General features: G+C 68.3%; 15 protein-coding genes. 9 read left to right on the top strand and 6 right to left on the bottom strand.

Translation table 11 applies throughout. The features are described from left to right. Positions 1-17 precede the first annotated feature (17 nt). The 4 genes from WJU27_RS10835 to WJU27_RS10820 are packed head-to-tail and all read right to left on the bottom strand — an operon-like array spanning position 18 to position 5,362. Positions 18-833, bottom strand: coding sequence for an FxDxF family PEP-CTERM protein (locus WJU27_RS10835; RefSeq protein ID WP_341422126.1), 816 nt, complete (start codon positions 831-833; stop codon positions 18-20). 29 nt (positions 834-862) lie between these two features. Then, positions 863-2,758: a bifunctional metallophosphatase/5'-nucleotidase gene (locus WJU27_RS10830; protein WP_341422125.1), complete on the bottom strand. Its 1,896-nt coding sequence runs from the start codon at positions 2,756-2,758 to the stop codon at positions 863-865. 26 nt (positions 2,759-2,784) lie between these two features. Then, the gene (locus tag WJU27_RS10825) at positions 2,785-3,960 is read right to left on the bottom strand and encodes an esterase-like activity of phytase family protein (RefSeq protein ID WP_341422124.1); all 1,176 of its coding nucleotides are present in this window, start codon (positions 3,958-3,960) and stop codon (positions 2,785-2,787) included. 58 nt (positions 3,961-4,018) lie between these two features. Further along, on the bottom strand, positions 4,019-5,362 hold the full coding sequence (locus WJU27_RS10820) for an esterase-like activity of phytase family protein (protein WP_341422123.1): 1,344 nt from the start codon (positions 5,360-5,362) through the stop codon (positions 4,019-4,021). A gap of 316 nt (positions 5,363-5,678) precedes the next feature. Here WJU27_RS10820 and argJ point away from each other — a divergent pair, with 316 nt between their 5' ends. Beyond that, positions 5,679-6,920 (top strand): bifunctional glutamate N-acetyltransferase/amino-acid acetyltransferase ArgJ, encoded by a 1,242-nt coding sequence (gene argJ, locus WJU27_RS10815; RefSeq protein WP_341422122.1) that lies wholly within the window; start codon positions 5,679-5,681, stop codon positions 6,918-6,920. Positions 6,921-7,243: 323 nt separating this feature from the next. On the opposite strand, the gene WJU27_RS10810 is transcribed toward argJ, so the two are convergent. Continuing rightward, positions 7,244-8,113 (bottom strand): tRNA nucleotidyltransferase, encoded by an 870-nt coding sequence (locus WJU27_RS10810; RefSeq protein ID WP_341422121.1) that lies wholly within the window; start codon positions 8,111-8,113, stop codon positions 7,244-7,246. Between the two features lie 187 nt (positions 8,114-8,300). On the opposite strand from WJU27_RS10810, the gene WJU27_RS10805 reads away from it, so the two are divergent. The 4 genes from WJU27_RS10805 to WJU27_RS10790 all read left to right on the top strand — a co-directional run bounded on the left by WJU27_RS10805 (position 8,301) and on the right by WJU27_RS10790 (position 12,044). After that, entirely contained in the window at positions 8,301-9,947 is a 1,647-nt protein-coding gene (locus tag WJU27_RS10805) for a PhoX family protein (protein ID WP_341422120.1), read from the top strand. 22 nt (positions 9,948-9,969) lie between these two features. Further along, positions 9,970-10,539, top strand: coding sequence for a PEPxxWA-CTERM sorting domain-containing protein (locus WJU27_RS10800; protein WP_341422119.1), 570 nt, complete (start codon positions 9,970-9,972; stop codon positions 10,537-10,539). Between the two features lie 84 nt (positions 10,540-10,623). After that, entirely contained in the window at positions 10,624-11,760 is a 1,137-nt protein-coding gene (locus tag WJU27_RS10795; RefSeq protein ID WP_341422118.1) for a class I SAM-dependent methyltransferase, read from the top strand. Next, entirely contained in the window at positions 11,757-12,044 is a 288-nt protein-coding gene (locus tag WJU27_RS10790; RefSeq protein WP_341422117.1) for a DUF1330 domain-containing protein, read from the top strand. Before WJU27_RS10795 ends, WJU27_RS10790 begins: the two co-directional genes overlap by 4 nt. A 29-nt stretch (positions 12,045-12,073) precedes the next feature. On the opposite strand, the gene WJU27_RS10785 is transcribed toward WJU27_RS10790, so the two are convergent. Then, the gene (locus WJU27_RS10785; RefSeq protein ID WP_232415971.1) at positions 12,074-12,280 is read right to left on the bottom strand and encodes a DUF2970 domain-containing protein; all 207 of its coding nucleotides are present in this window, start codon (positions 12,278-12,280) and stop codon (positions 12,074-12,076) included. Positions 12,281-12,353: 73 nt separating this feature from the next. Between WJU27_RS10785 and WJU27_RS10780 the strand changes: the two genes are divergently transcribed. The 4 genes from WJU27_RS10780 to WJU27_RS10765 are packed head-to-tail and all read left to right on the top strand — an operon-like array spanning position 12,354 to position 15,145. After that, a complete protein-coding gene (locus WJU27_RS10780) occupies positions 12,354-13,418 on the top strand; it encodes a DUF2157 domain-containing protein (RefSeq protein ID WP_341422116.1) in 1,065 nt (354 codons plus the stop codon). After that, positions 13,415-14,248 (top strand): DUF4824 family protein, encoded by an 834-nt coding sequence (locus tag WJU27_RS10775; RefSeq protein WP_341422115.1) that lies wholly within the window; start codon positions 13,415-13,417, stop codon positions 14,246-14,248. The genes WJU27_RS10780 and WJU27_RS10775 overlap by 4 nt, the downstream gene beginning before the upstream one ends. Then, positions 14,245-14,478 carry a DUF3565 domain-containing protein gene (locus WJU27_RS10770; protein ID WP_020163695.1) on the top strand — a complete coding sequence of 78 codons (234 nt, stop codon included), beginning with the start codon at positions 14,245-14,247 and terminating at the stop codon, positions 14,476-14,478. The genes WJU27_RS10775 and WJU27_RS10770 overlap by 4 nt, the downstream gene beginning before the upstream one ends. A gap of 34 nt (positions 14,479-14,512) precedes the next feature. After that, positions 14,513-15,145 (top strand): DUF1294 domain-containing protein, encoded by a 633-nt coding sequence (locus tag WJU27_RS10765; protein WP_296809589.1) that lies wholly within the window; start codon positions 14,513-14,515, stop codon positions 15,143-15,145. The last annotated feature ends 121 nt before the right edge of the window (positions 15,146-15,266 follow it).

The following is a 15,266-nucleotide window of genomic DNA, read 5'->3' as shown; positions in this document are numbered from 1 at the left end:
GACGCGGCGCGCGCGGCTCAGCCGCGACGGCGGCGGGCGGCTGCGCCGATCAGGCCCAGACCGGCCAGCAGCAGTGCGTACGTTTCCGGTTCGGGTACCGGCGCCAGCATCAGCGTGCCGGCCATCAAGCCGCTTTCTTCGAAGCCCTGGACGGTGCCGGCGGGGATGTCGATGGCCGCGCCCACCCAGCCCGGGCGGGTGGTGTAGCTCAGCGACAGCGTGACCTCGGCGCCGACCACGGTGTCGAGGCTCAGATCGAACGCCTCCATCGAGCCATTGCCGGTGTAGCTCACCGACTGACCGCCCCAGGACGCGATCAGGCTGAAAGACGTGTCGGGTTCGATCACCGACAGGCTGGCCGAGAACAGCGATTCGGCGGTGCCGCTGATCAGCATGCGGATGGCGCTGCCGGCGGCTTCGCCGTCCGATGCGATCTTCAGCGTCGTATCCAGCGTCACGCGCGACGATTCAACCAGTCCCTGCAAGCCCTGTACGCCGTCGAATCCGAGCACCGAGGTGCCGCCGAGCGTGAAGCCGACGGCTGAGGCGTCGGTCTGCGCGTCCAGCGTGACTTCGCGTACCCAGTCGTAGCGGATGGTCGAGCTGCCGTCGGTCGCCGAGTCGCTGTACATGCCGAAGCCGAGCAGCGCTTGATCTGATGACAGGTCATCGACCAGGGCGTCGGCCGACACCGTGCCGAACATGCTGGTGGTGGCTTCGGCATAGGTATAGCCACCGACAAGGCTGGGGCCGACGATCTGGAAGTGGGCAGCCTGTGCGGACAGGCCGGTGGCGGCCAGCGCGAGCGCCAGCGTGGTCTTGATCAGGTTCATTTTCTGTCCTCCGGAATCAGGTGCGGGCGTCAGTCATTCTTGGTGATGCGGTTCTGCGGGCCCGGCGCGACGCCGGTCGGGTTGGCCTGCAGATAGGCTTCGAAGGCGTCGGTATCGACCGCACCGCCGAGGCGCTGCGCGCCTTCCTTCAGCACGGCGAAGCCGTCGCCGCCGTCGGCGAGGAAGCTGTTCACCGTCACCCGGTAACTGGCCGACGGATCGATAGCCACGCCATCCAGCGTCATCGACGTGACGCGCGCGTTGCAGGCGTTGCCGGCGGTGTAGGCGTAGTGGAAGCCGCGCGACACCTGCAGGATGCGGGTCGCGGTCTGGCCGTTGCAGCCGTTGAACTGCGTTTCCAGCAGCGTGCGGATCTGGGCGCCGGTCAGCGTCATCGTGACCAGCGAATTGCCGAAGGGCTGCACGGTGAAGGCGTCGCCGTAGGTCACCTTGCCGTCCGGTGCATTGAACGGCAGGTCGGCACGGATGCCGCCCGGATTCATGAAGGTCACCACGGCCTCGCCGGTGCCGGCATCGTCGGTCGCGTCGAGCTGGGCGTCGGCGATCACGTCGCCCAGTGCCGATTCGCCGGCCGCGTTCTGCGAGCGGCTGATCGCCGCCGTGATCGTGCCGATGACGCGTGCCTTGGGCACGGCGGACAGCGCGTCGTAGTGCGCCACCAGATCGGTCAGCGCCGCGTCTTCCTCGGTCGTGGTGCCGGTGAGCAGGTTGTTGGCGGCCACCGCGATCACGTCACGCGTGCGGGTATCGATGGTGAGGTCGATGTCGCTCAGGTTGCGCGCGTACTGGCCGGCGGATGTCACACGCACCGGCTGGCCGGCGCTGTTGTTGATCAGGCAGTTGTACGCGGCATGGGTGTGACCGGACACCACCAGGTCAACCTCGGGGTCGAGCCGGTTGACGATGTCGACGATGGGGCCGGAGGCGCCGGTGCAGCCATTGATGCCGCCGGACGCAAAGCCGCCTTCGTGGATCAGTACGACGATGGATTCGATGCCCTGCGCCTTCAGTTTCGGAATCAGCGCATTGACGGTGTCGGCCTCGTCCTTGAACTGCAGGCCGGCCACGCCCGACGGCGACACGATGCTCGGTGTGCCTTCCAGCGTCATGCCGATGAAGGCCACCTTGTTGCCGAGGAAGTCCTTCACGCCGTAGCCGGGGAACACGGTGCTGCCGGTGGCGGTGTCATGCACGTTGGCGGCGAGGAAGCGGAATTTCGCGCCGGCGAATTCGCCGCCCTTCAGATCCTCGTTCATGCCCAGGCCGGAGTAGGCGTCGGTCGGGTGGTTGCCGCCGTGCTGCATGCGCAGCAGTTCGTCCTTGCCTTCGTCGAATTCGTGGTTGCCGACCGCATTGAAGTCGATGCCGATGCGGTTCATCGCTTCGATCGTCGGCTCGTCCTTGAACAGCGCCGAGGTCAGCGGGCTGGCGCCTATCATGTCGCCGGCCGACACCACGGCGTGCAGCGGGTTCTGCGCCTTCAGTTCCTTGATGCGGGTCGAGAAGCGGGTGACGCCCGGGTTGCTGCTCGAACCTTCGAACGGCTTGATGTAGCCGTGGAAGTCGTTGAAGGCGATCAGCTTGACCTTCAGCGTGGTGCCGATCTGCGAGTTGCGTGCGGCGATCAGCAGGCGTGCGCGTTCGACCGCACTGATCTTGCCGGCCTTCTGCTGCGCCAGCGTGACCGACGATACGTGGGCGATGAAGGCAGCCTGATTGCCCCACGGATCCTCGTCGCGGATCTGACCATCGACGGTGGTGCAGCTCACGTCCAGTACGCGGTCCGGCACACCGCTGTCGGTGCTGCCGAAGAGCACATTGCCGCTGTAGCTGCCCGGTACGCAGGCGAATGCCGCCTGACTCAGTGCGCCGGCGATGGCCAGTGCGAGGAATTTGATGCGCATGGTGATGTTCTCCAGAGAGTAAGGGGTCAGCGCCGCGCGTGACGACGGGCCAGCGACAGCAGACCAAGGCCGGCCAGCAGCAGCGCGTACGTTTCCGGCTCGGGTACCGGCGCGATTTCAAGTGCGATGAACTGCGTGCTCTGCGTGGCGCTGAAGTTGTTGTCGGCGGCCAGCACCAGCGTGCGGTTGCCGTTGGCCAGCGTCTTGCCCCAGCTGATGGCTTCGATGTTGTCGAGCGTGATGCCTTCGAAAGTGATCGGCATTTCCAGCAGCAGCGTGCGGCGCATCGGCGTGTAGTCGGCGCCGGTCAGGCTGGCGATGCCGCTCACGTCGGTGGTGTCGGCGGTGATCTCGGCCAGCGTCAGGCGGATGGTGTTGCCGACGCCGAAGGCGAAGGCGCGCTCGATCGCGATGAACTGCGTGTCGGAAATCGCCAGCAGTTCGGGCAGGCCGTTGTCCGGGCCGAAGGGCGCACCCGGAACCGCGTCGACCGGGATCGGCGGCAGTTCGTACGCATACTGCGCGCCGGCCGCACCGCTCACCGGGTCGAGCGCGGTCAGGCGCACCACGCTGCCGTTGCTGACCGACGTAAGCGGGCCGTCCTGCACCAGCGCGTCTTCGTTGGCGGTGTAGATCGTGCCGTTCGGCGTCACCGTGAGCGATTCGAACAGCTTGTTGTTGCGCCCGCCGGTGCTCGCGTTGTCGACGTAGTTGTACATGGCGGGTGTGGCGAATTCGCGTACGAACACGCCCGAGGTCGTCATCTCGCGGACGAAGGGCTGGTAACGGCTGGCGGCGTTCGCGTTCCAGTTGCCCTCCGACGACCAGTACAGATTGCCGTTCGGTGCGACGCGTATGCCTTCCGGGTCCACCGTGCGGGCGTTCGACGGGAAGGTCGTGCCGTCCGGGCGCTGCATATAGGTCTGGCTGTTGATGGCGACGCCATTGAAGCCAGCGGCGTCATAGTCCAGCGACAGGTTGTAGAAGCGTGGCGTGCCGCGCTCGCCGCCGCGGTCATCGGCGATCGCCCAGTAGCTGCCGTCGGCGGCGCGGTCGAGGCCGGAAATGCCGCCGAATTCGACACCCTGGAACAGCGTGCCGGTGGGCAGCGAGGTCGCGCCGATCACGCGCAGCGAGAAGTCGGCCGCCTGTGCGGCGCCGACCGAGAGGGCCACAGTGGTGGCCAGAAGCAGTTTCTTCATGATGGATTCCGGAAGGAATGACGAACCGGCCCCGTCATTGCGGGGCCGGCGCGAAGGATCAGCGGCGGCGCTTCGCGGCCAGGCCGATCAGGCCGAGGCCGGCCAGCATCAGCGCGTAGGTTTCCGGCTCCGGTACCGGGTTGGCCAGGCTGATCTTCAGGAACTCGGTGTGGTCGGAACCGAAGTCGCGGCCGCCGGTGCCTGGGTAGTTGTTGTCGTTGATCACCAGCAGCGTGTTGGCGTCGAGGATGAGCACGTCCTCGATGGTCACGTAGGGGAAGGTGAAGCTGGTGAGGCCGTCGCCGTTCAGGTCGTCCGGGTCGGCGATGTTCATCAGGTCGACCAGTTCGGTCTTGGTGACGAAGCCGCCGTCGGCGACACCGGTGGTGTCGGCGATGAAGATCTTCTTGAACGGCGTGCCGCTGGTGGCGGTGCCGCCGTTGCGCTCGATCACCAGGAAGCGGTGGTCGTCGATGGCCGTCATGTCGCCGATCGCGGTGCCTTCGGCTTCGAGCTGGTACAGGTAGTCAAGGCCGGTATAGCTTTCGCTGTCGATGCTGAATTCGTTGATGCGCAGGCTCTTCGCCGGATCGCCGGCCACGGTCTTTTCGAGCAGCGTGTAGAGCTTGTCGCCGCTGGCGTTGATGGCCATGCCCTCGAAACCGCCCGAGCCGCCGAGGTTGCTCGTGACCGAACCGTTCAGCACCGCCTCGTGCTGCGGCGCGAACACGCCGGGCAGCGCGATTTCGCGGCGCTGGACCACGCCGGTAGCGTCGGTTTTCACCAGGTAGGGACCAAACTCGTCGCCGAACCACAGATTGCCGTTCTTGTCCTGGCGCACCGATTCGACGTCGAGGTCGGCGCCGGTGAGCAGGCGGCCGGACTTGATCGACGGATCGACCAGCGGGTTGGCGGCGTTGTTGTAGTAGTGCGTGTAGTCGGCCTGGACCTTGATGCTCAGCAGGTTCTTCGGGTCACTCAGCGTGATCCGGCTGGCGGCGTTGAAGGCGGGCAGCGAGGCGCCGGTATTCCAGTTGGCGGCGGACACGGTGCCGCTGCCGCCCAGCGCGGTGCGGAAATCGACATTCACCGCATAGCTGCGCAGCAGCGTGTCGGCCGAATTGCCCTGCGCGCCGAAGCCGTTGTCGGTGATGACGCGGAAGCTGCCGTTGGCGCCGGCCAGCACGCCCGAGAAGCCCTGGACCGGCTGCATGTCGATCAGCGGCAGCGGGTTGCCACCGGCACCTGCGCCGGCAAACTGACCCGAGGTCGGGCCGTCGGCAAAGGTGTTGGCCGGCATCACTGCCCAGCCGGACAGCGTGTTCTGCGCGGCGTTGGCCGAGGTGGCGGCAAAGGCGGCCGCCACGGCCAGCACCAGGGTGAGTTGCGTGCGTGCGTTCATGTCGTGTCTCCCACAGGTTTCATGCCGGCGGAGTGCCGGGAACGCGCCGACCTTAGGGAGAGGTTTTTTCAATGCCATGAAGGGCGGGTGAGCCGTTCGGCCCATGCCGCCTGCAAATCCGCGCCCCGCCGGGGCGTGCGTGTCGGACGGGTGATGCCCGCAAGGCCTTGCCGCGGCCGCCCGCGCAAGCGGCAGATGACGGCCGTGTGACGGAATGCGTTTCTTCCTGTTACGCCGCGGACCCCGTGCACGGTCCGGCAACGGCTGCGGCCTGCATGTAAACTCCGCGCTTTACCTCCCGCGAACCGAGCCTGCCATGCCCGTGAACTACCAGACGCCCCCCGCCGAATCCATCCTGCCGGTCGCCGGCGTCCGTCTGGGCATCGCCCAGGCCGGCATCCGCAAGGCCAACCGGCGCGACCTGTGCCTGATTTCGCTGCTGCCGGGCGCGCGCGTGGCTGGCGTGTTCACGGTGAACCGCTTCTGTGCGGCGCCGGTGCAGGTGTGCCGCGACCACCTGTCGCGCAGCGACATCCGCGCGCTGGTCATCAACACCGGCATCGCCAATGCCGGCACCGGCGAACCGGGTCTGGTCGCCGCCCACGCCACCTGCGTGGCGGTCGCCCGCGCGCTCGAACTGGCGCCGGAACAGGTGCTGCCCTTCTCGACCGGCGTCATCATGGAGCCGCTGCCGGTGGACCGCATCGAGCGCGGCATCCCGGCCTGCATGGACGATCTCGACGAGGCCAACTGGTACGAGGCGGCGCACGCCATCATGACCACCGACACCATCGCCAAGGCCGGATCGCGCACGCTCACCCTCGACGGCCGCAAGATCACGATCACCGGCATCAGCAAGGGCGCCGGCATGATCAAGCCGAACATGGCCACCATGCTCGGCTTCATCGCCACCGACGCGGCGGTGTCGCAGGCCGCGCTGGAAGACATGGTGAAGCACGCCGCCGACCGCTCGTTCAACTGCGTCACCGTCGATGGCGACACCTCGACCAACGACTCCTTCATGCTCATCGCCTCCGGCACGGCCGGCAACGCCGAGATCACGTCGCTGGACAGCGCCGACGGCCGCGCGCTGGCCGACGCCGTCACTTCGCTGGCAGCCGAACTGGCGCAGGCCATCGTGCGCGACGGCGAAGGCGCGACCAAGTTCATCACCATCGAGATTGAAGGCGGCCATGACGTGCCGGAGTGCAAGGCGGTCGGCTACGCGATCGCGCACTCGCCGCTGGTCAAGACCGCCTTCTTCGCCTCCGACCCCAACCTCGGTCGCATCCTGGCCGCGGTCGGCAACGCCGCGCAGACGCACCCGTCGCTGGCTGATCTCGACACCTCGAAAGTGAGTCTATGGATAGGCGACTTCCTCGTGTCGAAGGACGGCGGACGCAATCCGGACTACAAGGAAGAGCAGGGCGCGGCCGCGATGGCGCCGGCCGAGATCACGATCCGCGTCGCGCTGGGCCGCGGTGACGCCCGTGCCACCTGCTGGACCTGCGACTTCAGCTACGACTACGTGAAGATCAACGCGGACTACCGCAGCTGAGCGCATCGACGCGCTGAGCACCCAGCCCGGCGCTGCGCGCCACCCCTCCCGCATCAGCGGGAGAGGGACCGAAGGTGAGGGCCGAGGCCGTTCCCCGAGAGCAGCCTGGCCGATTCACCGCCAGCGCCCGCACCTTGCAGGAGCGAGCTTGCTCGCCATCGCGGCCGGTATAGACGCCATCGCTTGCCAAGGTCGTATCGCGGCCAGAGGCCGCTCCCACGAGACACGCGCGGGCTGGTCGAGCCAGGCGCGCTTTTTGTGGGAGCGAGCTTGCTCGCGATGGCGGCGTCGATTCGGCGCTGCAGCGCAGGCGGGGTCTTTGCCTACGCCTCCCAGCGCCGTGATTGCAGCGCAGCAGCCACCGCCTGCGCGCGCGCTTCGAGCAGGGCGTCGGTAGCAATCGCCGCTTCGTCGACGCCCCGGCAGGCGGACAGCGCGGCGCGCAGCATCGGTGCCTTGGGGTAGGGGCGGGAGGCGCGTCCCGGGTAGGCGCGGAAGTCGCAGGTGCATAACGTAATCAGCTGCTCGAAGCGCTCGGGCTGCCCGAAGGCATCCACCCGTTCCAGCATCGCCGTGATCGAACCGGCGCGCATTTCCGCCGCACGGTGCACGCGCTCGCATTCGGCGTTCGCCAGCAAGGCCAGATCAAGGCAGTCGTCCGGCACGCCGAAACGCGCGCTGATCGCCTCGATGCGTGGCACCCCGCGTTCGATGTGCCGGTAGTGCACCGGCAGGTGTTCGCGCGGCGAATCCGACTTGCCGACGTTGAACACCAGCGCCGCGTAACGCACCGCGAACGGCGCTTCGCGGCGTGCAGCTTCATCGACGGTGCGCAGCAGGTGTTCGCCGATATCGACCTGATCCGGGTCGTCCGCAATCTGCGGCACGCCGAACAGCGCGTCGACCTCGGGCAGCAGCACGGCCAGTGCGTCGCACTCGCGCAGCGCACGCAGCATGCGCGACGGCGCCCGCGCCGACAGGCCGCGCGCCAGCTCGCGCCAGGCGATCTCGGGCGCGAGATCGGTCAGTACGCCGGCAGCCACCTGTTCGTACATCAGGTCCAGTGTGTCTTCGTCGAGCCCGTCGTCCTGGCTCGCAGCCAGGGCCGCCATGCGCAGCACGGTGAGGGCGGGGCTGGCGAGCAGGTCGGTGAAGGACTTGCCGAACGGTCCGGGGGTGAGGTGCGCACTCATGAATGTCGTCTTCGTGGGGTATCCGGTGCGCATTCTGGCGCTGTCGCGGCGCAGTGCATCGTCGATGGCCTGAGCTGCCGCCGCGCCCGATGGCCCGTTCGGACCACGTTGCGGCGCCGATGCCGTCACGCAGTCGACACCCGCCGCGCCGATGATGAGAATCTCGTCACCGCGCCCGGAGTCCCAAATGTCCTCGTCCTGTATGTCTCCCAGCCGTCGCCGCCTGCTCCAGGGCTCCGGCGCGCTGGCCGCCGCCCGCTTCACCGGCCTGATGGGCGCGCTGTATGCGCAGAACGCGCTGGCCGCCACCGGCAAGCAGACCGTGTCGGCCCTGTCGCCCTACGGCGCGCTGGCGCCGGTCAAGGATGCGACCACCGGCCTGCCGCTGCTGCAACTGCCGCCGGGCTTCAGCTACCGCAGTTTCGGCTGGACCGGTGACAGCATGAGCGACGGCAATCCGACGCCCGGCAATCACGACGGCATGGCCGTGGTCACTTCGCGTCGCGCCGGCCGCAGCACCGAACTCGTGCTGGTGCGCAACCACGAGCGCGGTCTCGTCGCCACACCGGCCGAAGCCATCCAGGCGCCGCGCAGCTACGCCACCCAGCCGGTGAACGGCATCATCACCGTGTATTACGGCAGCCTGCCCATCCGCATCGGCGCCGGTGGCATCGTGACCGACCCGTCGGCCGCCGCACCGGCGCCCTTCGTCGGCTACCCGGCCGGCGGCACCACCAACCTGCTGTTCCGCGACGCGGGCTGGGCCGGCGCCACCGGCTCGATCGGCGGCACGCTGGGCAACTGCGCCGGCGGCCCGACGCCCTGGGGCACCTGGCTCACCTGCGAAGAAACCATCTACGACTTCTCCGGCATCGGCGGCAAGAAGCACGGCTATGTGTTCGAAGTGGACGCCGACGCCGGCGACTCGATCGCCGACCCCATCATCGGCATGGGCCGTTTCGTGCACGAAGCGGTGGCGGTCGACCCGACCACCGGCTACGTCTACGAAACCGAAGACAACCGCAACGTGTCGGCCTTCTTCCGCTACGTGCCGGCCGACACCTCGGGCGAACTGGGCAGCCTGCACAACGGCGGCAAGCTGCAGGCGGCGCGCATCAAGACCATCGTGCGCAAGGCCGCACCGGCCACGCTGGCCCAGGCCAACGACCAGGGCCTGCTGAACCCGGACATCGGTGACGAGTACGAACTGGAGTGGGTGGACATCGCCAACCCGGACGCCGACCCGGTGGTCGTCGCCGGCCAGCCCGGCGGCGTCAGCCTCGCCTTCATGTCCGGCCCCACACACCAGGCCATCAGCCAGGGCGGCGCGCGCATGAGCCGCGGCGAAGGCATCTGGTATTCGGCCGGCAAGATGTTCATCGTCGATACCGCCGCCGGCACCGACAGCCGCTCGCGCGTCGGCCAGGGTGAGGGGGCGGTGTGGGAACTGACGCTGGCCACCATGCGCCTGCGCGCCATCTTCGTCAGTGGCAACCAGACCGCCGGCAACAACCCGGACAACGTCACCGTCAGCCCGCGCGGCGGCGTGCTGCTGTGCGAAGACGGCGGCGGCGCCACCGACGCCTACGGCAGCGGCAACCGCCTGCTCGGCCTGAACCCGGCCGGCGAGGCCTACATCTTCTGCAAGAACAACGTGAACCTCGCCGCCGACCAGATCTCCGCCGCCGGCAAGACCGTGGCCGCGGCCGACTATCGCAACTACGAATTCTGCGGCGCCTGCTTCGACCCGACCGGCCGCGTGCTGTTCGTCAACATGCAGACGCCGGGCATCACCGTGGCCATCACCGGCCCGTGGGCCAAAGGCAATCTCTAAGCACCGATCCGGGAGCCATCACATGAACATCCGCCACACCCTCGCCGCCGCGCTGTGCGCCTTCGCACTCGCCCCGGCCGCCCACGCCTACACGCTCGAAGTCGTCGCCGCCAACGGCAACACCGTCGACACCAGCTTCAGCACGCCTGACATGCTTTCGATCGACTTCGGTCTGATCAACACGCTGCCGGTCACGCTCACGCTGACGCGCGACGACAGCGACCTGCCGCTGCTGTCGTTCAACGCCATCGTCCGCAATTACATCGGTCTGGGCTTCGAAAGCCTGACGCTGACGATATCCGGCGGCCTGTTCAACACCCTGGGCAGCGCCGGCGGCACCTTCGGCTCGGTCGCCACCGTCACCGGCAGCCACGACAGCGCACGCATCACCTTCAGCGGCCCGGAATACGTCGAAGCCGCGCTCGGCGACTGGTTCCTCGACGGCAGCCAGACCGACTTCGTGCTCGACATCGCCAACGCCACCGGCCCGGTCACGCTGACACTGACCGCCGCGGTGCCCGAGCCTGAAGGCTGGGCCATGATGCTGGCCGGTCTGGGGCTGCTCGGCGCGGCGGTGCGTCGGCGTCGCTGATACTGCATTCGCTGCTCGCCCGGGATTGGTGTAGCGTGCTGCGCTCTTGCCGCGACAGCGGCTTCAGCGCGGACGGAATGGTCAGTGAGCGAAGCAGTTCTGCAATGGAATGAAGGCGATGTTCAACACAGCGTCCGCTGGCAATCCGAAGCTGGCGTAGCGCCCCCGAAGAAGGTGGTCGTCGCCGACGACACGCTGACTGCCGACATGGCCTTCCGGCTGGCGAGCGAGGGCACGGCGCTGCTGTGGCGCGGCGACTTCCAGAACGCGCGGCAGTTGCTGCAGGCGATGGCGCGGCGGGTGGATCGCAAGCCGCGCAAACCGGCGGCCACGCTGCGCGATGCGTTCAATCAGCACCGGCTGGCGCAGTCGCAACGGGCGCGCACGCTGGGCATGCTGCTGATTCCGTTCGAGGCGGGTCACGTCATTCCGCTGCGCCGCGCGCCGGACGTGGTCGAGGCCTGCACGCAGGCGCACGGCGAAGCGGGCGAGCCCTATGTCTGTTCGCTGCGCGAGCTGCTGGGCGTGATCAGCGCCTACGAGTGGCGGCGCAACGGCGTCGACATTCCGGCACTGGGGGCGCGCATCCATCCGCATTACGGCGTGTTCTCGCCGGTGCGCGGCGAGTATGTCGATCTGGTCGCGAAGGCGCCGCTGCCGGCTGCGCTGAAGAGCGATTCGACCGCTTTCGACATCGGCACCGGCACCGGGGTGCTGTCCGCGGTACTGGCGAAGCGCGGCGTCGAGCGCGTGGTGGCGACCGATCAGGACGCGCGCGCGCTCGCCTGTGCGCGCGACAACGTCGCGCGGCTGGGCATCGGTGCGCAGGTCGAGGTGGTTGAAGCCGATCTGTTCCCGGCCGGCCGCGCGCCGCTGGTCGTGTGCAATCCGCCCTGGCTGCCGGCGCGGCCCAGTTCGCCGCTGGAGTACGCCGTCTATGACCCGGACAGTCGCATGCTGCGCGGTTTCCTCGCCGGGCTGGCGGCGCATCTGGCGCCGGGCGGCGAGGGCTGGCTCATCCTGTCGAATTTCGCCGAGCACCTCGGTCTGCGCGCGCCGGACGAACTGGCGGGCCTGATCAATGCGGCCGGGCTGAAGGTGGCCGGCCGGCTCGACGCGCGTCCGCGTCATCCCAAGGCCGCCGACGCCACCGACCCGCTGCACGCGGCGCGGGCGAAGGAGGTGACGACGCTGTGGCGACTGGTGGCGGCCGCCGCATGAGCTATTACGTGATCGGCCACATCCGTGTGCTGGATGCCTCCCGCTGGGCGGATTACCGCGCGCGCGTCGGTGCCACGCTGTCGCCCTTCGGTGGCGAGGTGGTGATGCGGGGCGGGGTGGACGTGGTGCTGGCCGGCAACTGGCCGGGCACCGATACCGTGGTGCTCCGCTTCGCCGATGCGGCCAGCGCGCGCGCCTGGCACGACTCGCCGGCCTATCAGGCGCTGGTGCCGCTGCGCGAGGCCGGGGCCGAGGTGGTGCTGGTCGGCTATAAGGGCGAATAGCCCGCTGGAGCCTTCTACGCCCGGGCGCTTCAGCCGGTGGCCCACAACACGAGGCCGATCAGCACGACGTTGACCGCGATCGCGGCGAACAGCCCGCCGAGCAGGAAATGCTGCGGGCCCAGCCCCTCGGTGGTGCGGTTGATCATCCGCGCGCGGCCGATGCCGGTGAAGGTGAGCAGGATGATTTTCAGCGCGCGCAGACTGCCGCGCAGCAGCGGTACGGGGGCGTGATCCATCGCCCGATTGTGCCCGATCGGCAGGCTGCTGCGCTCGTGGCATCATGCGGCGATGACATCCGGAAGCGATCCGATGGACGACAACCTGTCACGCACCGATGCGCAGCAGCGCGCCGATGACATTCACGCCTATCGCCGCGAACAGGCACGGCTGAGCGCCGACGGCATGGCGGCGGCCGATGCGGCAGCGATCCGTGCACATCACGACACATTGCTCGCACGCTTTGCTGCACGGCCCGATGTCGACACCACGCAGCGCGCGCGCCAGCTCACGCTGGGCCTGCGCATCGCGTCCTTCCTCGGCGCGCTGGCGCTGGCGGCCAGCGTGTTCTTCCTGTTCCGCCAGTACTGGCCGCTGTTTCCGGAAACGGTGCAGGTGATCGTGCTGGCGGGTGCCTCGCTCGGCACGCTGGCGCTGACTGCCTGGCTGCACCGGCGCGACGCCTCGGGCTATTTCACCAAGCTGGCCGCGCTGGTGGCCTTCGCCTGCTTCGTGCTGAACCTGAGCCTGCTCGGTTCCAGTTTCAACATCACCCCGTCGGACAAGGCGCTGCTGCCGTGGGCCGCGTTCGCGCTGCTGCTCGCCTACACCTGCGAACTGCGCCTGCTGCTGGTGGCCGGGCTGGTCTGCATCACCGGCTTCATCGCCGCCCGCGTCGGCAGCTGGTCGGGCATGTACTGGCTCAGCGTCGGTGAGCGGCCGGAACATTTCTTCCCGGCGGCGCTGCTCATGTTCTGCGTGCCCTTCTTTGTCGATCACCGGCGGCATCCAGGTTTCGACGCGACCTGGCGGCTGGTCGCGCTGCTCGCGCTCTTCCTGCCCATGCTGGTGCTGTCGAACTGGGGCCGCGCGAGCTATCTGCCCTTCGATGCCGACGTGGTCGAAGGCTTCTATCAGCTGGGCGGCTTCGTTGCCGGCGGCCTGCTGACCTGGCTCGGCGCGCGCCGCGGCTGGCCCGAGGTGATGAATACCGCGGTCGTGTTCTTCGTCATCTTTCTGTACACCAAGCTGTTCGACTGGTGGTGGGCGGTGATGCCGAAGTTCCTGTTCTTCCTCGTGCTCGGGCTGGTGGCGCTGCTGGTCATCCTGGTGCTGAAGCGGCTGCGCGCGGTGACGCAGACGGAGGGCGGGCAATGAAGCAGGCGCAGAAATGGCTGCTGACCGGCGGCGTCGCACTCATCGTTGCGGTGAATGCCTTCGTGCTGGCGGGTGTCGCGTGGAACCGCTCGGGCGTGCCCGGCAGTGCGCTCACCCTCACGCAGCGCGAGCTCAGTCTGCCGTACGCCTTCGGGCTGGACGGCGAGCGCGGCGGCGTCGAAGTGGCGCTGCTCTGGCGCGCGCCGATGCGCGACGACAATGCGGATGCCGCCTACGACATGCACTACGGCCGCGGCCCCGACTGGCTGGGTGCAGACAAGCTGCGCGAACTGGGCTTCGATCTGAAGGACGAGCACGACGCCTATCGCCAGAAGCGCGAGGTGTATGTCGTGCTCGAACTGGCGGGTGCCGACTGGCAGGCTGCGCTTGCCCAGGCGCAGCGCCGGCTGGACAGGGCGCTCGCCCGCGGTAACGCCGACAAGCAGGATGTCGATGCGCAGAAGTCGGCGCAGGAGGCGCTGAAGTACGAGCAGCACAAGGCGTCGCGCCTGTTCGCCGTCGACGCCGGGCTGGACGCCGCCGCGCTGCGCCAGCGCTATCCGGACACGCATCGCCACCTCATCGTCGTGGCGACGGTGACGCCGTCGGTAATGGTGATCGACAAGAAGACCACCTTCAGCGGCCACATCGGCGAACTGGCGGTCGCCCGCATCAGCGTGCCGCACGCGCTGCGTGGGGCGATGGACGGCATCGACCGCAGCGCGCTCGACAGCGGTCGCGCCGCCTTCGAAATGGACGTTGCGTGGGGCCGGCGCTTCGAGCCGTGGGTGACCGCGGTGCGGCCGCAGCGCACGGCGGCGGCTGAATGAAGCAGCCGATCACCGGCTATCTGATCGACGAGGAGGGGGACTGGGTTGCCCGGCTGGCCTGCGGGCACCGCCAGCACGTGCGCCACCACCCGCCCTTCATCAACCGCCCCTGGGTGGTGACGGAAGAGGGGCGTGCCGCCCACCTGGGCGCGCTGCTCAACTGCCCGCGCTGCGACGCCTACGAGTGGCCGGACCACATCGTCGAACAGGCAGGGCGCGACCAGCGGTGATATCGTCCGCAACCTCTTTTCCGGGGTAAGCAGCATGCGCAGCGAAGGTCGCATCCGGTCGTGGAAGGACGACAAGGGTTTCGGGTTCATCACGCCGGACGGCGGTGGCGAGGACGTGTTCGTGCACATCAGTGCGTTCGACGCCGAAGGACATCGGCCGAGCGAGGGCGAACGCGTCGTGTTCGATCTTGGCCGCGACCGCAAGGGCCGGCGCTGCGCGCAGCGGGTGACGCTGGCGGGCGTGCCGCTGAAGACACGACGGGTCGAGGTGCGCGACGAGGCGTCGCCGGCGCAGTGGGGCGGTGCGACGCTGTTCCTTATCCCCGCCTTCCTGCTGCTGATGGTGGTGGTGAGCGTGCTGTGGCAGGCGCCACACGGCTGGTTCCTGCTCTATCTGACGGTCAGCCTGGTGACCTTCGCGCTGTACGCGATCGACAAGCAGCAGGCGGCCATCGGCGCGATGCGCGTGCCCGAACCGCGCCTGCACCTTCTGGCCCTGGTCGGCGGCTGGCCGGGCGCGCTGCTGGCGCAGCAGTTCCTGCGCCACAAGACGGTGAAAGCGTCGTTCCGACGCGGCTTCTGGATCACGGTGGTGGGAAATGTCGCGCTCTTCCTGCTGCTGACCAGTCCCTTCGGGCGCCCGCTGGTGGCGCGGCTGCTCGGCTGAAGGGCTGACTCATCCGCTCGACCCGGCGCCGCACCCGGCCCACCGCCGCTGTCGGGGTCAGAAGACCCCTCCTTGTATTGTCTTTACCTCCCGAGGGGCACCTCGGGACGAGCAGGTGGAT

Source organism: Methyloversatilis sp. NSM2 (assembly GCF_038066675.1).
Classification (GTDB): Bacteria; Pseudomonadota; Gammaproteobacteria; order Burkholderiales; family Rhodocyclaceae; genus Methyloversatilis; species Methyloversatilis discipulorum_A.
The sequence above is the reverse complement of the archived record's forward strand: the minus strand, read 5'-3'. Positions and strand labels throughout refer to the sequence as shown.